17 protein-coding genes and 2 pseudogenes are annotated in these 19,716 nt (G+C 69.8%); 7 read left to right on the top strand and 12 right to left on the bottom strand.

Annotated elements, in window-relative coordinates; all coding sequences use genetic code 11:
• A partial coding sequence (locus ACFXJ8_RS08400) for a CAP domain-containing protein (protein ID WP_379643163.1) occupies window positions 1-924 on the top strand: 924 nt, incomplete at its 5' end.
• Window positions 925-1,317: 393 nt separating this feature from the next.
• A complete protein-coding gene (locus tag ACFXJ8_RS08405) occupies window positions 1,318-2,541 on the top strand; it encodes an MFS transporter (RefSeq protein WP_379643164.1) in 1,224 nt (407 codons plus the stop codon).
• 350 nt (window positions 2,542-2,891) lie between these two features.
• Here the strand turns inward: ACFXJ8_RS08405 and ACFXJ8_RS08410 are convergent, their stop codons facing one another.
• From ACFXJ8_RS08410 to ACFXJ8_RS08460, 11 genes and pseudogenes are all read right to left on the bottom strand, one after another.
• Complete coding sequence (locus tag ACFXJ8_RS08410; RefSeq protein WP_379643276.1) at window positions 2,892-4,313, bottom strand: sulfatase; 1,422 nt, start codon at window positions 4,311-4,313, stop codon at window positions 2,892-2,894.
• Window positions 4,313-6,112 (bottom strand): hypothetical protein, encoded by a 1,800-nt coding sequence (locus ACFXJ8_RS08415; protein WP_379643165.1) that lies wholly within the window; start codon window positions 6,110-6,112, stop codon window positions 4,313-4,315. The genes ACFXJ8_RS08410 and ACFXJ8_RS08415 overlap by 1 nt, the downstream gene beginning before the upstream one ends.
• Window positions 6,113-6,149: 37 nt before the next feature.
• Window positions 6,150-7,673, bottom strand: a complete 1,524-nt coding sequence (locus ACFXJ8_RS08420; RefSeq protein WP_379643166.1) for a glucoamylase family protein — start codon at window positions 7,671-7,673, stop codon at window positions 6,150-6,152.
• A 33-nt stretch (window positions 7,674-7,706) separates the two neighbouring features.
• The gene (locus ACFXJ8_RS08425; protein ID WP_379643167.1) at window positions 7,707-8,528 is read right to left on the bottom strand and encodes a carbohydrate ABC transporter permease; all 822 of its coding nucleotides are present in this window, start codon (window positions 8,526-8,528) and stop codon (window positions 7,707-7,709) included.
• Complete coding sequence (locus ACFXJ8_RS08430) at window positions 8,525-9,469, bottom strand: carbohydrate ABC transporter permease (protein WP_379643168.1); 945 nt, start codon at window positions 9,467-9,469, stop codon at window positions 8,525-8,527. Before ACFXJ8_RS08430 ends, ACFXJ8_RS08425 begins: the two co-directional genes overlap by 4 nt.
• 2 nt (window positions 9,470-9,471) lie before the next feature.
• Window positions 9,472-10,731, bottom strand: a complete 1,260-nt coding sequence (locus tag ACFXJ8_RS08435; protein ID WP_379643169.1) for a sugar ABC transporter substrate-binding protein — start codon at window positions 10,729-10,731, stop codon at window positions 9,472-9,474.
• Entirely contained in the window at window positions 10,728-11,789 is a 1,062-nt protein-coding gene (locus tag ACFXJ8_RS08440) for a LacI family DNA-binding transcriptional regulator (protein WP_379643170.1), read from the bottom strand. Before ACFXJ8_RS08440 ends, ACFXJ8_RS08435 begins: the two co-directional genes overlap by 4 nt.
• Before the next feature lie 551 nt (window positions 11,790-12,340).
• Window positions 12,341-12,682 (bottom strand): annotated as a pseudogene (locus ACFXJ8_RS08445) (DNA alkylation repair protein); the annotation flags it as partial.
• Window positions 12,683-12,694: 12 nt separating this feature from the next.
• Complete coding sequence (locus tag ACFXJ8_RS08450; RefSeq protein ID WP_379643171.1) at window positions 12,695-12,859, bottom strand: hypothetical protein; 165 nt, start codon at window positions 12,857-12,859, stop codon at window positions 12,695-12,697.
• Between the two features lie 276 nt (window positions 12,860-13,135).
• On the bottom strand, window positions 13,136-13,270 hold the full coding sequence (locus tag ACFXJ8_RS08455; RefSeq protein WP_379643172.1) for a hypothetical protein: 135 nt from the start codon (window positions 13,268-13,270) through the stop codon (window positions 13,136-13,138).
• Between the two features lie 141 nt (window positions 13,271-13,411).
• Window positions 13,412-13,711, bottom strand: coding sequence for a hypothetical protein (locus ACFXJ8_RS08460; RefSeq protein ID WP_379643173.1), 300 nt, complete (start codon window positions 13,709-13,711; stop codon window positions 13,412-13,414).
• A gap of 28 nt (window positions 13,712-13,739) precedes the next feature.
• On the opposite strand from ACFXJ8_RS08460, the gene ACFXJ8_RS08465 reads away from it, so the two are divergent.
• From ACFXJ8_RS08465 to ACFXJ8_RS08485, 5 genes and pseudogenes are all read left to right on the top strand, one after another.
• Window positions 13,740-15,191, top strand: coding sequence for a molybdopterin-dependent oxidoreductase (locus ACFXJ8_RS08465; RefSeq protein ID WP_379643174.1), 1,452 nt, complete (start codon window positions 13,740-13,742; stop codon window positions 15,189-15,191).
• A gap of 31 nt (window positions 15,192-15,222) precedes the next feature.
• A complete protein-coding gene (locus tag ACFXJ8_RS08470) occupies window positions 15,223-15,840 on the top strand; it encodes a fasciclin domain-containing protein (protein ID WP_379643175.1) in 618 nt (205 codons plus the stop codon).
• Between the two features lie 161 nt (window positions 15,841-16,001).
• Window positions 16,002-16,481 (top strand): RNA polymerase sigma factor, encoded by a 480-nt coding sequence (locus ACFXJ8_RS08475; protein WP_379643176.1) that lies wholly within the window; start codon window positions 16,002-16,004, stop codon window positions 16,479-16,481.
• Window positions 16,478-17,437, top strand: a complete 960-nt coding sequence (locus tag ACFXJ8_RS08480; RefSeq protein WP_379643177.1) for a YbgA family protein — start codon at window positions 16,478-16,480, stop codon at window positions 17,435-17,437. The genes ACFXJ8_RS08475 and ACFXJ8_RS08480 overlap by 4 nt, the downstream gene beginning before the upstream one ends.
• Window positions 17,438-17,440: 3 nt before the next feature.
• A pseudogene (locus ACFXJ8_RS08485) lies at window positions 17,441-18,770 on the top strand (SDR family oxidoreductase).
• Here ACFXJ8_RS08485 and ACFXJ8_RS08490 read toward each other — a convergent pair.
• On the bottom strand, window positions 18,726-19,649 hold the full coding sequence (locus tag ACFXJ8_RS08490; protein WP_379643178.1) for a MerR family transcriptional regulator: 924 nt from the start codon (window positions 19,647-19,649) through the stop codon (window positions 18,726-18,728). The pseudogene ACFXJ8_RS08485 and the gene ACFXJ8_RS08490 sit on opposite strands and share 45 nt — an antisense overlap.
• Window positions 19,650-19,716 lie beyond the last annotated feature (67 nt).

The following is a 19,716-nucleotide window of genomic DNA, read 5'->3' on the forward strand; positions in this document are numbered from 1 at the left end:
CGCTGGAAGCTGGAGCCACAGTCCAAGATCACAGGACCCCAGGTCGCCGCACCACAGACGAGCATCGCCGCACTCGCCCGCAAACCCGGCACCATAGAGGTCTTCTGGATCGGACAGGACGGATCGGTCCAGCACGCGTTCTGGAACGAAGGCGGCGCATGGACGCAGGGCAACCAGCCCAGAATTGCTCCGGCCGGAGTCGCGGCGCCGCAGGCGGGTATCGCCGCTGTCTCGCGCATGCCGAACACCATGGAGGTGTTCTGGATCGGGCCGGGCGACCCGCTGCGGCATACGTTCTGGTACGACGGCGGCGTATCGTGGTGGGACTCGGAGTCGCCCATAATCCCGCCCCGGGATTGCCGGGCGGCGGAAGAGCCGTACGCCGCCTATGTCGACAGGGTGCCTCAGAGCGCCGCCGACGTCGGCACCGTCGAGCATGCGGTACTTCACCTCGTGAACGTGGAGCGAACGCAGCGTGGTCTACAGCCGCTCTGCTACAGCCGGCAACTCGCGGCCGCGGCGCGAGCGCACTCGGAGAACTGGGCTCTCAACCCCACGCGAGGCTGCCCGCCCAATCCGAACTGGGAATGCGGCCACTGGGATTCCCGTCCTGGACTCGACTGGCCGGAAAAGCGCTTCGCCGCCTCGGGATACGGGCCGATCACGCTGGGCGAGAACACCCAGTGGGGTGTCGGGACCAGCGACGGCACGAATGTGGTGCCCGCCGGATGGGCCTGGGGTACCGCCAGGTCCGCTGTGTACTGGTGGATGAATCACCACCCAGAGAACAACTACGCCGACAACAGGCACCGCGCCGCCATCCTTAATCCTGGCTTCAGGGACGCCGGTCCTGGGGTCAGTCGCTACGCCGATGGTTCCGGCAACCGCGGCGCGACCTTCACGTTGATGTTCGGAGCGCGCTGACCGTATGCAGGCGTGCGACGCCGGCCTGAGCATGGCAGCTCGCAGCAGCCGCCATGCTCAGCTCTCGTTGAGGTTGCGTCCCGGCGACGGCCGTCGATCGCGGTCGGAGCGCCACCTGGCCCCATCAGAAGTCTTGCGGTGTGGCCTCGTTGACACCGTGTGTTGCCGCGATCACTCGCATCAACGACCGATGTCCATACCGAGACGCGCCACGCTCGTCGCTCTCTGCCGGCGGGAGTGGGGGTCACGGCCAGAGCCCGCTCGTCTCACCGGTATCGGGCATCCGGCGGGCGCTATAACGGGGGTCGCCGGGGCGCTCGTATTTGCGTTGCTGCTGGTAAAGGTGGGGCGTAAGGTCCTGGGACTGTGATACCGAGAGTAATTGGGCGACTTGTGCCCGAACGGCTGGGGCCATCGTTCCGGTGGCTGCTGGGATCGAGCTGGGTGACCAACTTCGGCGATGGCGTGGCGATGGCGGCGGCGCCGTTGCTCATCGCATCGCTGACGCGCGACCCGTTCCTGATCTCACTGGGGGCACTGATCGGCTGGGCGCCGCCGCTGGCGTTCAGCCTCTACGCGGGGGTGCTGTCGGACCGGCTGGACCGGCGGCGGATCGTGCTGGTGGCCAATGCCGTACGGCTGGCCATCCTGGCCGGACTGGTCGCGATGATCGCCACCGGGACCGTGACGGTGACGGGGGCATTGATCGCGTTGGCGCTGATCGGGATCACCGAGGTGTTCGCCGACAACACCACGTCGACGCTCACCCCTATGTTGGTCGCCCGCGACGATCTCGTGGTCGCGAACGCCCGGCTGCAGACCGGGTTCCTCACCCTCAACCAGCTCGCCGGGCCGCCATTGGGCGCGATGCTCTTCACCGCCGGAGCGACCTGGCCGTTCGCCGGGCAACTCCTGCTCGTCGCGGCCGGGCTCGTCATGATCTCCCGGGTCGTGCTGCCGCCGCATGGGCGGGAAAGCGGCGCCGGCGGCGCGGGCCTCTGGCACGACCTCAGGGAAGGATTCGACTGGACGATCCGGCACGCCGCCGTACGGACGCTGGCTCTCACCATCCTGATCTTCAACATCACGTTCGGCGCCGCCTGGTCAGTGCTGGTCCTCTACAGCCTGGAGCGGCTCGACCTCGGCTCGATTGGCTTTGGCCTGCTCACCACGATCGGCGCGATCGGTGGGCTCATCGGCACCGCCCTCTATGGGGCGATCACCCGCCGGTTCAGCCTCGGGGTGATCATGCGCGTCGGACTGATCCTCGAGACGCTCACCCATCTCGGCCTCGCACTCACCACCTCCCCATGGGTAGCCTCGGTGATCTTCCTGGCATTCGGCGCGCATGCGTTCATCTGGGGCACCACTTCCGTCACCGTCCGCCAGCGGGCCGTCCCGGCCGAACTGCAGGGCCGGGTCGGCAGCGTAAACACCATCTGCGTCTTCGGCGGCCTGGTCGCCGGTTCGCTCATCGGTGGGGGGCTGGCCGCCCATTACGGCGTGACCGCCCCCTTCTGGTTCGCCTTCGCCGGCTCCGCCGTGTTCGTGGTGGCGCTCTGGCGTCAGCTCATGCACATCACCCATGACGAACCCGAGACCGCCCGGCAGGGGTGAACTCCGGCTGGTCTGCCAAGGTCAGACATGCAGCAACGTGACCTGCCGGCCGGAGGCGTTCGCCGCGGCGCGACCGGCCTGGTGTCCACCATGTTCAACCCGGACTCGGCCTCGTCCTGGAGGTCGCGATCTCGGAGCCGCCGCGCCAGGAAGATCGTCCGCCGGGCGCATCCGACCTCCAGCATCGCCGAACAAGCCGGGTGCGTGGTCTCCCCTGGAAGCGAAGCGTTCGGCCCGCCATCGGTGCAGGGAGTCGTCGTACCGCACGGCCGGTACGCCTTGAGGTGGCGTCCTCGAATCACTGCGGCACCTCGTGGCGCCGCAACGATTCGAGTGTCGCCTCGTACGGCTCACGCATGGGGCTTGTCTCCGATCTCCGCCTGGATCCGTGCCAGCTCCGCCGCCAACTCCCGTCGCACGTCGGTGTAGGCCGGGTCGTCGTGCACGCTGCGCAGCTCCCAGGGATCGCTCTCCAGGTCGAACAGCTCCCATTCGGGGGCGAACACCTGGTTCGAGGTGCCGGGGAGGCCGAGGCCGTCGGCGTAGTAGTAGACGAGCTTGTGCCGCTCGGTCCGCACGCCGTAGTGCGCCCACACGTGGTGGATGCCGTCGTCGTGCTCCCAGTAGCGGTAGTAGACCGATGTGCGCCAGTCGGCGACGCGCTCACCGCGCAGCAGCGGGCGCAGCGACCGGCCCTGCATCCGGGGATGGGCCTCGGCCCCGGCGAAGTCCAGGAATGTCTGGGCGAAGTCCACGTTCGTCGCCAGGGCTTCACCGACCGACCCGGCGGGGATCTCCCGCGGGTAGCGGATGACGAACGGCATCCGCAGCGACTCCTCGTACATGAACCGCTTGTCGTACCAGCCGTGGTCGCCGAGGAAGAACCCCTGGTCGGAGGTGTAGACGACGATCGTGTCCTCGGCCAGGCCCTGCTCGTCGAGATGGTCGAGCAGTCGGCCCACGTTGTCGTCCACGGACGCGACACAGCGCAGGTAGTCCTTGATGTAGGTCTGGTACTTCCACAGCGCCTGCTCGTCCTGGGTCAGCCCGGGCGGCAGCAGCCGCTTGAGATCGTCCAGGCGCAGGTCGTCGGCGACGCGCGTCTTCGCCGCGCGAGCGGCGGTGGATCGGCCCGTGTAGTCGTCGAAGAAGGTGTCGGGGACCGGCAGGTCGCCGGGGTACATGTCCAGGTGCTTGGCGTCCGGCTCCCAGTTCCGGTGTGGCGCCTTGTGGTGCACCATCAGGAAGAACGGCCGGTCGGCCTGCCTTCGGGACAGCCACTCGATCGACAGGTCCGTGATGATGTCGGTGGCGTAGCCCGGGATCACCCGCTGGGTGCCGTCCATGTCGATGAAGACCGGGTTGTGGTAGCGGCCCTGGTCGGGCAGCACGGTCCAGTGATCGAAGCCGCGCGGGTCGTGCACGCCGCCGTGGCCCAGGTGCCACTTGCCGACGATCGCGGTCTGGTACCCGGCCTCCTGGAGCAGGCCGGGCAGGGCCGGCTGGCGGGCGTCGAACTCGGTCGACAGCGTCTGCACGCCGTTGACGTGGTTGTAGGTGCCGGTCAGGATCGTGGCCCGGCTTGGCGCGCACAGCGAGTTGGTGCAGAAGCAGTTGTCCAGGCGCATGCCCTCGTTCGCGATGCGGTCGATGTGCGGGGTCTCGTTGATCCTGCTGCCGTAGGCGCTCACGGCGTGTGCGGCGTGGTCGTCGGCCATGATGAACAGGATGTTCGGCCGCCGGTCTGACACGTGATGCGTCCCCGCAACCATCACGGCCGCCTCGTCAATTCCAGGAACGAGACGCCCGGCATGGGCAGGTCGAAGGTGATCACGGCTGGGGGCGTGACCGTGCGGGAGGGCTCGTACTCCTCCAGGGTGTTGGCCGCCGTGAGCTCGTCCCACTGCTCGTCCTTCGGCCAGTCGGCATCGCCCATCGCCCGCCACGCGGCGCGGATGTTGGAGTGCTGTTCGTCGATGCGCAGGTGGCGCAGCTCGTACGGCTCGGCCGGCAGGCCCTCCAGGCTGAGCGTGACCGTGCGGGTCAGCTCCGGGGCGCCGTCGGACTGCGCCTGGTTGAGGGTGCCGTTCCAGACGAGGACGCCGATCCGGCCATCCTCGTGCCTGGCGGCCCACACCTCGACCCCGCCCACGTCCCCGCTCACCTCGGCGGCCAGTTCCTGCGGGCCCAGCCGCTCGGCGAGCGACAGGGCGAAGAACCGCGGCTTGCGCAGGTTGCCGACGGTCAGCAGGCCGAATCCGCCGTGGAACAGCTTCGGCGGGCGGCCGAGCTCCTCGAAGTGGTCGGAGGCCACCCAGTGCGCCAGCGCGTCGATGCGCCCGGCGGCCGATTTCATGCCGTGCAGCAGGAACGTCGCGCCGAACGGCCCGTCGCCGATGCCGTGGAAGTGCGTCGGGGTGGGCCCCCACTCGGTCCACCAGATCGGGGTCCCAGTACGGCCGTGCCGCTCCAGCGCCGGCCGCCAGTCCAGCGGGGCGTTGCCGTACGTGTGGGTGGAGACGAAGTCAAGCGCCGCGCCCGAGGCGTCCACATGCGTGAGCAACTCCTCGACCCAGCCGTTGGCCGCCGAGGAGGGGCCGCCGACCCGCAGGTCCGGATGAACCGACTTCACGGCCGCGGCGGTGACGTCGTACAGACGGAAGAACTCCTCGGGGGTGCCGGACCAGAACACCTCCAGGTTGGCCTCGTTCCACACCTCGAACGCCCAGTTGTCGATCACCTCGCGCTCGCCGTACCGCTCGACCAGGTGCGCGGTCAGGGCGCGCACCAGGTCGCCCCACCGGTCGTAGTCCTTGGGCGGGGAGATGATCGCCTGGTAGCCGAACACCGTCTTGGCCGGGTCGGCGGCCAGGTCGCGCGGCATGAACGACAGCTCCACGATCGGCCGCAGCCCGAAGCTCATGATCGTGTCGTAGACCTCGTCCACCTTGGCGAAGTCGTGCACGGGTTCGCCGTCGACCTCGCGGTAGACGCCGAGGTCGTCGCAGAGGATCGCGTGCGCCCGCACGGTCTCCACCCCGATCTCCTCCCGCATGGTCCGCAGCGCCTCGGTCAGTTCGGCGCCGATCGGCCTGCCCCCGGTCAGATCGGCGCTCAGCATGTGGGACAGGTGCTCGGCGCCGATCATGTATTTCCACGGCCGCGGCAGCTCCCGCGTGACGGCGGCGGCGTCCACCCGGACTGTCACCGCGGGCGAGGCGGCGTCGAGCGGTGCGGCCTCGACCGGCGCGCAGAACGGGCCCGTCACGTTCATGGTGGCGATCGCGGCCACGGCGTAGCTCGCCGGGCCCTGGCCGGTGTCGACGTACCGGCACACGGGAACGGCCGGGACGTCGACATCGGGCTGTTCGACCGAGACGCCGTCCCGGTGCACCAGGTAGCCGATGGCGCCCGGCACCGGGTCCCATTCCAGGGTCACGTGTCCGGCGCCGGGCGCGGCGCGCAGCCCGGCGGGTGCGATCAGCTCGACCTCGGCGTAGGCCGTCGCCTCCCCCGACGCCAGGTGGATTCGCTCCTGCCAGTCACGCCGTGCGGTCTCGGCCGTCGTCATCTTTCGATCTCCCCGATAGGTGATTGCGTTGGTTCGTTCAGCCACGGACGTCCCACTCTTCGGGCTCCATCACGGGCCGCAGCGCGGCCTCCACCGCCTGGGTGGCGAAATAGCGCCGCATGTTGTCGCCGGCCAGCGCGTTGCCGAGCGCGGCCATGATCATGCCCTGGTCGAGTGCGAGGTAGTACTTCGAGACCTTGCCCGAGCGCACGGCGACCGCGTCGTAGAAGCCGCCGGGCCCGTAGGCGTCGAAGTTCCTCTTCAGCCGGGCCAGGTTGGAAAGGGCCTGCTCGGGGGCGTAGCGCAGGGCGAGGAAGGTCGCGTGCGGGGTGACCACGCCGTCGCCGTAGGCCGTCGGCTCCGGCTGGGCGGGCCTGCAGCCCTCGTAGCCGGGGTCGACCTGGGTGCGTTCGGCGTCGGAGGTGTAGCCCTCGGCCTGCAGCCCGAGACCGTCCACGCCGTACTCGCGGTAGCCGCCGTGCGGATCGTTGGACGGCGAGAAGCCCCAGTAGCCGTACCTGGCCTCGTTCAGGCCGTGTTCGATCTGCGCCTTGACGAACACCGGGTGGTTGCGGCCCCAGCTCTTGGGCGCCCAGGTCTGCTCCGGCACGACCAGGTCGGCCATGAGCTCCTCGAACATGCTGCCGCCCCAGGTCGGCATCACCCGCATGCCGCGGTAGCCGTACGTGCCCTCCCAGACCTTCACGCCCAGGTACTCCTTCCACGAGCCGACCGGCTTCTGGTCCTGCCAGGCCCAGTCGCAGCCGTTGTCCGGGAAGGTGCGGTACAGGCCGTAGTAGTGCTCGCGCGGGATCTGGCCGAGCGCGATGCCGACATAGGTGCCGATCCTGGTCTCGCCGGGCGCGCCGTAGTGGTGGCAGGTGTAGTAGACCTTGGCCCCGGTTCCTGCGTAGTCGCCCTCGATCGAGCAGCCCTCGGGTTTCTCGGGCCAGAACCCGCCGCGCAGCAGGCCGGTGCCGGCGTCCGGGCGGGCGTCCGGGTCGTAGTAGGAGGCGAAGTTCATCCGAGACAGTACGGCTTGCGCCTTCTCTGTCTGGGAGGGTACGGCGGAGCGGACCATCATCAGCGCGCTGGCCAGCCAGCCGTTGTCCACGCTGGAGGCGAAGAGGTGGACGGGGTTACCGTTGTCCGGCCAGGTGCGGACCAGTTGGAGCGTGGCCGGGTCGTACCAGTTGTAGAACTGGCCGCTCGGCGTGTGCCGCTCCATCCTCTCCAGCGCGTCGAGCACCCTGCGCACCCGTCTGGTCGCGTCGTACGACCCGATCAGGCCGACGTCGCGGGCCGAGATGACGCTCCACAGGTAGGTGGCCAGGTTGGTGGGCGAGGTGACCTTCGCCCTGGTTTTCAGGTCGCCGGAGACCTTGTCGGACGGCACGCCGGTCACCGGGTCCACCATGGCGTTCATCGAGCGCCAGGTGTCGGCGGCGTACTTCCAGAGGGTGACCCGGTCCTTCCACGAAGGACCACTCGTGGCGCTCGCGGGCGTCGAGGCCGCGAGCAGGCTGATCGTGAGCATGCCGGTGAGAAGCGTCTTACGCATGGGGGGGTGCTCCTTGACTACTTGAGACCGGGACTACTTGAGACCGGAGGTCGCGATGCCCTGGACGAAGAAGCGCTGCAGGAAGACGAACAGGACGAGGATCGGGGCGACCACCATGACCGCGCCCGCGACCAGCAGGTTGTAGTGGGTGCCCTCGTGGCCGTTGAGGATGTTCAGGGCCACGGGCAGGGTGTAGATGTCCTCCGACTGGGCCACCACGGCGGGCCAGAGGAAGTTGTTCCACGCGCCCAGAAAGGTGATCAGGCCGAGCGTGGCCATGGCCGGCCTGCAGAGCGGGAGCACGATCCCGAAGAAGATCCGGAACTCCCCCGCCCCGTCGACCCTGGCCGCGTGGATCAGCTCGTCGGGCAGGTCGGCGATGAACTGCCGCATCATGAACACCCCCAGCGGGGTGATGAGGCCTGGCAGGATGATGCCGAGGAACGTGTTGACCAGGCCGAGCTTCGCGATCAACACGAACTGCGGGATCATCAGCACGATCGCCGGGACCGCCATCTGCACCAGGACCAGGGCGAACACCGCGTTCCTTCCCCGGAACGGCAGCTTGGCGAAGCCGTACCCGACCATGGAGCAGAACAGCAGGTTGCCGGCGACGATCATCAGCGCGACAAGGAGGCTGTTGAGGAACGCCTGCCCGATCGCGACCCGGTCGAACAGCTCGGCGTAGTTGCCGAGGGTGAACGTCTCCGGCCAGAAAGTCGGCGGATCGCGCCTGATCTCCGCCTCCGGTTTGAACGAGCTCAGCCCGGCCCACAGGAACGGGCCGATCACCAGCAGCAGGCCGAGCCCGAGCCCGAGGTAGGTGACGACGTTCTGGCGGCGGGTGCGTCTCACGTCCGCTCCCTCCCGATCCTGAGCTGGAGTACGGCGAGCGCGACGATCACGGTGAACAGCACGGTCGCCGCGGCGCCCGCATAGCCGTAGTTGCCCACGCCGAACTGCTCGAAGATGGCGTAGGAGGCGGACAGCGTGGAGTTCAGCGGGCCACCGCCCGTCATGACCAGAGGTTCTTCCAGGAACTGCATGAAGCCGGTCGAGCTGTAGACGGTGCAGAACAGCAGCACCGGGCGCAGTTGCGGCACGGTCACGTTCCAGAACCGCTGCCGGCGGGTCGCGCCGTCGACCTCGGCCGCCTCGTAGAGCTCCTTCGGGATGCCCTGGAGCGCGGCGAGGAAGACGACCATGTCGAAGCCGAAGCTGCGCCAGGCGGTCATCACGATGATCGACGGCAGGGCGGTCGTCTCGTCCTGCAGCCAGGCGGGCCCCTGGACGCCGACGAGTTCGAGCAGCCTGTTGACCAGGCCCGCGTCGGGTTCGAGCAGGAACTTCCAGGCCACCGCGACGCCGATGATGCTGGTGATGTGCGGCAGGTAGTAGCCGAGGCGGAAGAACGCGGCCGGCAGCCGGGCGATGCCGGAGTTGAGCGCCACCGCCGCGGCCAGGCCCAGCGCGATCGTCAGCGGCAGCGCCGTGACCACGAAGATCGCGGTGTTGACCGCGGCCTTGCGCATCGCCTCGTCGTTCGCCAGCCGGATGTAGTTCTCCACGCCGACCAGGTCGACCCCGAACGGGTCGGCGACGTCGGTGCTGCGCAGGTCGGTGACACTCATGCCCAGCCCGGCCAGCAGCGGGCCGAGGTGGAACACGACGAACATCACCACGAACGGCAGCACGAACACCCAGCCGAGGCCCGCCCGCCTGAGCGGGCCGCGGATTCTGACATTGGCAGGGGTGGGAGCGGCAGGACCCGCGCGCTCCTCCGTGAGCACGGCCATGGCTACAGGCCGGTCCCGATGGTGTCGGCCTGCGACTGGATAGCCTTGGCCGCCTGCTCGGGCGTGGACGTGCCGAGCGCGACCTTCTCCAGCTCGCCCTCCAGCACTCTGGCGACCTGCTCCCAGGTCGGGAACGGCGGCGGGGTCTTGGCGTCCTTGAGCTGCTCACCGAAGATCGCGAGCTGCTTGTCCGCGGTCAGCTCGGGCTGCTGCCACGCCGACTGCACGCTGGGCAGCGCCTTGACCGTGGTGTACCACTTGGCCTGCACCTTCGGGTCGGTCAGCCACTGCACGAACTTCCACGCCGCGTCGCGGTTCTTGGCCTTCTTGAACACGACCATGTCGGCGCCGCCGACGAAGCTGGTGGCCGCGACCGGGCCCTTGGGGTAGAGCGCCAGGTCGAACTTGTCCTTGAAGTCGGCGCCGCCGTCGTTGTTCAGCACGCCGACCATCCACGGCCCGGAGAAGAAGCCGCCGACCTCGCCCTTGATGAAGTTCTGCGGGAAGGCGCCCTTGGGGGTGTCGTTGGGAGCGAGCTTCTCGGCGAACAGTGACTGGTACTGGTTGAGTGCGGCGACCGCCTCGGGCGTGTCGAAGGTGTACGTGCCGTCCTTGACGATCTCGCCACCGGCCTGCCAGACCAGCGGCAGGAACTCCTGCCAGGAGCCCTCGGTGTAGCCCTGGTTGAAGCCGTTCTTCGCGCCGCCCTTCTCCTTGAGCGCCTTGACGAAGGTCGTGAACTCCTCCCAGGTGGTCGGCGGCTTGATCCCCGCCTTCTCGGCCTGGTCCTTGCGGTAGTACATGACGCGGGTCTCGACGTACCACGGCACGCCGTACGCCGTCCCGTTGACGTCGACGGTGCTCCATGCGCCGGGGAAGAACGCCGACTTGTTGAAGAGGTTGCCCGGGGTGGGGTCGAGCGCGCCGGTTTTGGACAGCTCGCCCGACCAGGTCGAGCCGATCATGCTGACGTCCGGCGTGGCACCGCCCGCGATCGCTGAGGTGATCTTGTCGTGGGCGACGTCCCAGCCGATGGGGGTCACGTTCACCTTGACGCCGGGGTTGGCCGCCTCGAAGTCCTTGGCGAAGGCGCCGAGCGCCTTGCCCTCCTCGCCGATGGCCCAGACGGTGACCTCGCCGGAGATCTTCCCGGTCCCGGCGTCCTTGGCCTGCTCCGGCGCCTGGCCGGCGCTACGGCCACAGCCGGTCAGCAGGGCGGCGGCGAGCAGGCCGATGGCCGCGCGGCGCGTGTGGTTGTTCACTGGTCCTCCAGGGGGTGGGAACCGCAGCTCGAACGGATCACGAGCTCGGTCGGAAGAATCAGGTGGCGTCTGTCGGTCCGCGCCCCGGTGACGAGCTCGTCGAGCGCCGCGGCGGCCCGCCTGCCGAGCTCGCGCATGGGCTGGCGGACGGTGGTCAGGGCGGGCCGGGCGTGCCGGGCGGCCATGATGTCGTCCCAGCCGGTGACGGCGATGTCGCCCGGCACGTCGAGGCCGGCGTCCTCTGCGGCCAGCAGCACGCCGAGCGCCATTTCGTCGTCGGCGCAGACGATCACGTCGGGCCGGTTCGAGGTCTTCAGCAGCGCCTGGGCCGCCTCGTAGGCCCCTTCGACGCTGAACTCGCTGGGGACGGGCGGATCCGGGACGATGCCGTGCCCGGCCAGTGCCTGCCGTACCCCGTCCCAGCGCTCGGCGATGTCGCCGCCCGCGTCGTCACCGAGCAGCGCGAAGCGGCGGTGACCGTGGGCGAGCAGGTGCTCGGTGAGCCGTACGGCTGTCGCGGTGTTCTCCGCGGAGAGCGTGTCGGCCCCCTCGACCGGAGTGCGGGCGAGCAGCACCACGGGCAGGCCCGACGCGACGAGCTGGGCGACCGTCTCGTCCGGCACGGTCCGGCCGAAGATGACCATCCCGTCGACGCGTCCGGCCAGGTCGCGGACGAGGCTCTCGACGTCGCCGCGGCCGTCCGTGGACAGAATGATCACCGACTGGCCGAGCTCGGAGGTGGCCTCCTCGTAGCCGAGGACGACCTCCGCGTAGTACGGCCCGGACAGGGCGGGGAACACCACGCCGTTGGCCGCGTGACGCCCTTCGGCCAGCGAGACCCCACGGCGGTTGGGCACGAACCGCAGCTCTTCGACCGCTTTCAGTACCTTCTCGCGGCTCCTGCCCGACACCGGGCCGGTGCCGCGCAGCGCGCGCGAGACGGTCGCGATGGACACCCCGGCACGCTCGGCGACCTCGTAAATGGTCGGACCGGTTGACGTTCCCGTGGGGCCCGATCGGTCGTCCGCCTGCCCTTCGGGACGCGGCTCGTCGTGCACCCGACCTCCTGTTGATGAACTGGAAGCGCTTACAGTTCTGACCGTCATGCGCTGTAAGCGCTTCCATTGGGGTTGGCGCTAGTGTGGCATCCCGCAAGCATCCCGTAAAGACCCATATTCCGGATGTCATTCATCGGATGACAGCATCACACCGGACCGCAGAGCACGGCCCGGACGCTCCCCAAGGGCGGATGGATGAAGGGAAGCGTCCGGGCCGCGGGCTGGTCAACGGATGACGTGCACCCGCAACGCCGAACCGGCGAGCTCGGTAGTGGTGGCGAGACCCACAGCGGTGAGGGTGACCGTCAGTGGTCGCGCCGTCGACGGCGTAGGTTGTCCCCGCGATCTTCTTGCCGTCCAGGTAGACCTTGATGTGCTCGGGGTTCCCCGCCTGGGGCAGGGCGAGGCCGACCGTCTTCAGGGTGGCGGCGCCCTGCTTCACAGTGAGCCGGTCATCCTGGGTGACGCCCGCCCGCTTCTGGGGGAAGGTGCCCCAGGCGGTGCCGGTGCTGAAGAAGTGGTGGTCCTCCGGCTTCCAGGTCGGGACGAGATCACCGTCCAGCACAACGACACCCGGCGCCGCAGGACGGGTCCGCCTCGATGACGTCGAGCAGTCCTGCGAGGTCAAGGCCCTCGGGCTGCTTCGTCACGCGTTCGGTGGTCAGCGCCCAGCCGGCACTCGCGACCACTGGATCCGGATCGGCGGACCAGGCCAGGCGCAGCTGTTCGGCGTGCGGATTCTTCTTCACCACGTAGTTCACGAGCCAGTCGTGCACCTTGGGTGTGCGAGCCTGGCGCACCATGACGTCCAACGCGTCACGCTCGAACGCCTTCGGGCGGCAGATCAGAATCGCCAGCAGCCTCGCCGCGGTGTCATCCGTCTCCCAGAGCCGGCACGCGAGTTCCTACTGCGTCTTCAGCCGCTTGGCGAGTGCGCGCAGCCTGCTGAGGTTCACACCGTGATCGTCACCGTGTTTCTCGTTCACCTCGCGTGCCTTCGGGTCCTCGAGCTCGGCCAGCTCGGCCATCACCTCGGCCACCATCGTCTCGGTCAGCGTCGTCTCGGCCACCTCAGCCTCCTGTCCGTCACGTGCGGGAGTCAGCCTACGACGGAAGTCACACGCCGGTTCGGCGGCAGCCACCGACACGAAATCCCGCGCCTTCACAAATGTGCAGCAGCTATCAGCACTGACCCTCGCCTTCACTCCGAGCAGCCATCCAACTCCTAACAAGCGGAGCAAGTCGTTGACGCAGCAGGGTCGCGCGGAAGCAGGGAGCCGGACGCGATTCAGAGCCGTTCCAGGATGGCCTCTCCCTCCCGACGGGACCCTGTTCTGAAGCCGCCCTTACATCGGCTTAGGCGGCGACAGGTGGTCGAGGTCGAGTTGCTCACTCCGGTAGGCACGGTCCTTCGTGTACCGGTTGAGCGGCACGACCTCTCCTTCGACCGAGCCGACGGCGGCTTCGACCGCGGGCGTCAACCGTTTCGGATCGGGTCGGCAGCGAGCTGCCCACGCCTCACCTATCGCCGACCACAACACGATCAGCTCGTCACGTGACGTCGTGGCGTTCAGCTTCTCGGCGATCTGTGCCGCGCCGAGCTCGTACCGGGGCGCGGCCCGTCAGATCTCCGGCAACGCGTCCTGCGCGACCTCTTCGGCCTGGCCGGGATCGCGCACGACCCGCAGCACGAGGCCGTAGAGCGAACCGGCGACCCGGTCGTACAGGCGCGCGAACGCTTGCTGATCCCCCCGGCCCGCCAGATCCAGAAGATCGTCGGGCGACCCTTGCGCAGCTGAATGTCGCAGCTCAGGGTCCCGGCAGGTATCGGACGGCGGGACGCCCTCACATGCCGCACGACCAAACCGGACGGCGCCGGGCTCCGAAATACCGAGTGTGAGACGAGCACGACACCACTCCATCGGTGCAGCCTGTACAGGGCTGCTGAGCGTGGCCGCCGCATTGGCGGTCGCGGAACTCCTCGCGCGCTACACCGGCGGACAGAGTTCACCGGTGGTGACGGTCGGCGGCGTCGCGATCGATCTGGCGCCGCAACCGGTCAAGGAGTTCGCGGTCCGGACGTTCGGCACAGCGGACAAGGCCGTGCTCGTCGGCGGCATCGTGTCGGCGTTGCTGGTCGTTGCGGCCGGGCTCGGGGTGCTCGCGGTCCGCCACCGTGCGCTCGCGCTGGCAGGAGTGGCCGCGCTCGGGGTTGTGTCGTCGCTGGCGGCCGTGAGCAGGCCCGCAGCGGTGCCGTCGGATGTGTTGCCCGCCTTCGTGGCCGCGCTCACCGCCGCCTTCACCCTCACCGCGCTCACCTGCCTGGCCGGGGCTCGCACGGCGGAAGCGCCCATGCGGGACCGCAGGATCGTGCTGCGCATGGGCTTGGGTGTCGTCGCGCTCGCGAGCCTGGGCGGGCTGGCCGCCCGGTTGCTGCCCGCCGCATCGCCAGGGACGAGGTTCATGCTGCCCGTGCCGTCGAGTCCGGCCAAACCCCTTCCGGTCGGCACTGACCTTCGCATTCCCGGCCTGTCACCTTTCACCACCCCGAACGCTGACTTCTACCGCGTCGACACCGCCCTGTCAGTCCCCAGAATCGACGCGGCGCGTTGGACCCTGCGCGTGCACGGCGTCCGCACGCTCGAGCTCACCATGGCCGACGTGCTCCAGCGCGGCCTGATCGAGCGCGACATCACCCTGACCTGCGTCTCCAACGAGGTAGGCGGCCCGTACGCGGGCCACGCTCGCTGGCTCGGCCTCCCCCTCGCCGCCCTGCTGCGCGAGGCGGGCATCCCGGTCGGCGCGGACCAGCTGTTCAGCAGATCGGCCGATGGCTGGACCGCCGGCACGCCGCTCGACATCGTCATGGACGGCCGCGACGCCATGCTGGCCATCGGCATGAACGGCGAGCCGCTGCCGCCAGAGCACGGCCATCCGGCCCGCTTGGTGGTCCCCGGATTGTACGGCTACGTCTCGGCCACCAAATGGGTTGTCGACCTGCGCCTGACGCGCTACGCAGCCGAGCGGGCGTACTGGACCGAGCGCGGCTGGGCGACCAACGCTCCGATCAAGACGATGTCCAGGATCGACGTGCCGGCCGCACTGGCCAAGCTGAAGCCCGGCCGGGTCGTCGTGGCCGGCCTCGCGTGGGCTCAGCACCGCGGTGTCGCCGCGGTCGAGGTCCGCGTCGACCAAGGCCCCTGGCATCCGGTACGGCTCGCCGACGTCCCCAGCGCTGACACCTGGGTCCAGTGGGCCTGGACCTGGCAGGCCGTACCCGGCACTCACACCCTCGAAGTCCGCGCGACCGACGGCACCGGCCGCGCCCAACCGCCGACCCGGGTCCCGCCGTTCCCCGATGGGGCGACCGGCTGGCACTCGGTCGTGGTCACCGTCGTGTGACCAGCACTGTCACCACGATCAAGGAGATCCCATGAGGTACGCAGGCGTCCTCGCCATTTCCGTCACCACGCTGATCCTGGTCACCGGATGCGGCTCCGGCTCCACCGCCGGCATGGCCATGACCGGTGCCGCCCCTACCACCAGCCAGCCCGCCCCGGCCACCACCGCCGGCATGGCCGACGGTCCGTTCGGCCCAGCGTGCTCGGCGGTACCGGCGCAGGGTGAGGGCAGCTTCACCGGTATGGCCGACGATCCGGTCGCCACCGCGGCCGGCCACAACCCGGCCCTGGCCACCCTGGTCACCGCCGTCAAGAAGGCCGGACTGGTGGACACGCTCAACTCGGCCGAGGACGTCACCGTCTTCGCGCCCACCAACGACGCCTTCGCCGCCATTCCGAAGGAGACCCTGGACAAGGTGCTAGCCGACAAGGCCGCGCTCACCAAGATCCTTACCTACCACGTGGTCAAGGGCAAGAAGGCACCCGCCGACCTGGCCGACGCCAAGCTCGTCACCCTGCAGGGCGGCGAACTGACGGTCACAGGCTCCGGGGAGGACTACACCGTCAACGGCGCCAAGGTCGTCTGCGGCAACGTGCCCACCGCCAACGCCACGGTCTACATCATCGACAAGGTCCTCATGCCCGAATAGCGCTCACCCGAGCCGGGGGCTCCAGGAAGGGGAGCCCCCGGCTCACGCGTCTTCGAGAAGGCTTGGCCGAGCCCGGGAATCTTCATGCGTTTGGTTGTCCGGTCCCCGAACATCGAGGTTGAATAAGTTTTGAATAGGTTATCTTGCTCGGGGAAATGACGATGGACATACTCGCTGACTGCTACCGCACGCACGCGCCGCTGGTCCGGTCCTACCTGCGCCGGCTGATTCCGCCGCAGGACCTCGACGACGTGACCCAGGTCGTCTTCACGGAGGTCTGGCGCTGCAGGGACCGCTTCGACCCGGCCAGGAGTCTGGAGGCCTGGGTGTTGGCCATCGCGCACAGACGCGCCGTCGATCACCTGCGGGTCCGCCGTCTGGCCACGGTGTCGCTGGACTCGGTCGCCGACCCGCCCGGTCACGACGGCCGCCGCGACAGCGACGACTTGGCCGACCGCGACCTGCTCGGCCGGGCCATGGCCGAGCTGCCCGCCGTCCAGCGCCAGGCGATCGAGCTGGCCTACTGGGGCGAGCTCAGCCAGCGCGAGATCGCCGAGCGCCTGCGCGTGCCGATCGGCACGGTCAAGGCCAGGACCGCCCGCGGCCTGCACCGCCTGCACACGCTGCTGGCGGCGGCATGACCCGGCCCAGGATCGCGGTGTCCAGCTGCCTGCTCGGCGAGCCCGTGAGGTTCAACGGCGGCCACAGCCGCGACCGCTTCCTCACCGGACAGCTGGACCCCTACGTCGAATGGGTGCCCATCTGCCCGGAGATGGAGGCCGGGCTGGGCACGCCCCGCGAGACGCTGCGCTTGGAGAGCTCCCCCGGCGGCCCGCGCCTGATGACGCGCACGACCCACGCCGACCTCACCGACCGCATGAGCGCACTCGCGCACGAGCGGGCCGCCGCCCTGCGGGTGGACGGGTACGTGTTCAAGGCCAGAAGCCCGAGCTGCGGCATCCATGGCGTCCCTCTCTACCGGGCGGAGGGCCCGCCGCTCGACCGCCGCAACCGCGGCCTGTTCGCAGGCGTCGTCATCGCCGCGCATCCGCTGCTGCCCGTCGAGGACGAGGGGCGCCTCAACGACGCACTGCTGCGCGAGTCCTTCGTCGAACGCGTCTTCGCCCACGCCCGGCTGCGCGAGCTCCTGCACGGCGACTGGCGGCCCCGCGACCTGGTGGCCTTCCACGCCCGGCACAAGATGCAGCTCCTCGCCCACAACCCCGAGCTCTACGGCCAGGCCGGCCGGATCGTGGCCGGCGCGGGCTCCCGCCCGCGCGCCGAACTGGCCGCCGAGTACGCGCTGACCTTCCAGCGCGCCCTGGCCACCAAGGCCAGCCCGGGCCGGAACGTCAACGTGCTTCACCACTGCCTGGGCATGCTCTTTCTCGACCCCGCACACCGCGCCGATCTGCTGGCCGTCATCGACTCCTACAAGGCGGGCCTGGTGCCGCTCAGCGTCCCGGCCACGTTGATCCGCCACCACGCGCGCGGCCAGGACGCCTCCTACGTGCGGGAGCAGAGCTATTTCTCCCCCTATCCCGACGCGCTCCGCCTGCGTAATCATGTCCCCGCCGTCGCGGACAGAAGAGCGTGAACGATGGCATCGTGCCTGGTGACGGGAGCGACGGGCTACATCGGCGGACGCCTGGTCCCCGAGTTGCTCGCCGCCGGTCGGCGGCAGGGGTTTCGCGGAGTCCGACCGCCGGGCGGCCCGGGTGTTCGCGGCCGCGGCGGCGGCGGCGGGCGTCCGCAGGATCGTCTACCTGGGCGGGCTCACCGCCGGCGAGGAGCTGTCGCCGCACCTGCGGTCCCGCTCCGAGGTGGCCCGGATCTTCCTCCAGGGCCCGGTGCCCGCCGTCGTGCTGCGCGCCGCGGTGATCATCGGCTCGGGCTCGGCCTCCTTCGAGATGCTGCGCCACCTGACCGAGCGGCTGCCGGTGATGACGACGCCGCGCTGGGTGCGCAGCCGTACCCAGCCCATCGCGGTTCGCGACGTACTGCACTATCTGCGCGCCTGGGCATCCACTCCCGGCGAGGTCGACCGCGCCTTCGACATCGGCGGCCCGGACGTGCTGACCTACGCCGACATGATGCACGGGTACGCCGCGGCCGCCGGGCTGCCGCCCCGCCTGATCATCCCGGTGCCACTGCTGAGCCCCTGGCTGTCCAGCCACTGGGTCGGACTCGTCACCCCGGTGCCCGCGAACATCGCGCGCCCCCTGGTGGAGTCGCTGCGCAACGAGGCCGTGTGCCGTGAGCACGACATCGCGGCCTACGTCGCCGACCCGCCGGACGGCCTGACCGGCTTCCGGGTTGCGCTGACCCTGGCCCTGCAGAAGATCAAGGAGGCCGACGTCGCGACGCGCTGGTCCTCGGCCTCCACACCGGGTGCGCCCAGCGACCCGCTGCCCACCGACCCCGACTGGGCCGGCGGCAGCCTGTACATCGACCGGCGCACCCTGACCTGCGACCTTCCACCGGAAGCGGTGTGGAAGATCATCGAGGGCATCGGCGGAGACAACGGCTGGTACTCGCTTCCCGTCGCCTGGCAGGCACGCGGCGTGCTCGACCGGATCGCCGGCGGTGTGGGCCTGCGCCGGGGTCGGCGGGACCCGCGCCGGCTCAGGGTCGGCGACTCCATCGACTTCTGGCGCGTGGAGGAGGTCGAACCGGGACGCCTGCTGCGCCTGCGCGCCGAGATGCTGCTGCCCGGGCTGGCCTGGCTGGAGCTCGGCGTCCGGGAGCGGCACGGCCGCACCGTCTACGTCCAGCGCTCGATCTTCCATCCGCACGGCTTGCTCGGCCACCTCTACTGGTGGGCCTTGGCACCCTTCCACGGGCTGATCTTCGGACGCATGCCGCGGAACGTGCTCGCCGCGGCCTCAGCTCGTCGCGGCGAGCAGACACCTCACCGCCTCGTCCAGTGAGCTCACCCTGACCACCCCGCGCGGCAGGCCGCTCCACCAGCCCGGCCCGCCCACCACCACCCGGCAGGGCGGCCGCGACGACGGCAGCTCGCCCAACGGGGCCGGATCGCCCGTCACCTCCTGCTGCGACCACACGAAGACCGCACACGGCCCCAGCCGCCGCATCGCGTCGGCCAGCGCGACGTACGGGGTGCGCGCCCCCAGCACCCGCACCTCCACCCCCATCGGCCCGGCCAGCACCGCCCCCAGCGCGTACACGGGCAGGCTGTGCTGCTCGTCCTCCGCGCAGGCCAGCAGCACGGGACGGCCGTTGACCGGCGCGGCAGGACGCTCGACCAGGGGATGCAGCGCCGCCAGGACCCGGTCGGAGAACACGTGCTCGACCTCGACGCCCACGCCGGTGCGCGCCTGACGCGCGCTGATCGCCTCGAAGACCGGAAGCACCAGCCGCTGCCACGTCCACGCCACGCCATGACGCGCGATCGCCGCCGCGACGCCCGCGTCGACCACCCCGGCATCGAGCACCGTCGCCGCCCTGACCAGCATCGCCGCCGACGGCACCGGTGCACCCGCCGACACCGCACCCGAGTCATCGGCTCCTGCGACAGCCGGCCGCGCCACCTCCTCCAGCCGCAGCCGAAGCGCCGCCCGCGCGGCGTCCGCCGGCGCCACCCCCTGGTGAATCAGCCGGTTCATCTCCTCCAACCGGCGCAGATCCGCCTCGTCGTAACGACGGTGACCACCGGGGCTGCGGCCGCTCGGGCCGATGCCGTAGCGCAGGTTCCAGGTGCGCAGCGTGGGCGCGGGCACGCCGAGCCGCCGGGCCACAGCACCGATGCCGTATCCCGCCTGCCCTGCCGTCTCCCGCTGATCAGCCATCGCTCCCGGCCATTCTTTCGGACGCCGGACCCCCCGCGGTTGCAACCGGCGGTGCCTCCGCCACGAA

Origin of the sequence: Nonomuraea sp. NPDC059194, from assembly GCF_042754765.1 — a bacterium.
In the GTDB taxonomy this organism is placed as follows: Bacteria; Actinomycetota; Actinomycetes; order Streptosporangiales; family Streptosporangiaceae; genus Nonomuraea.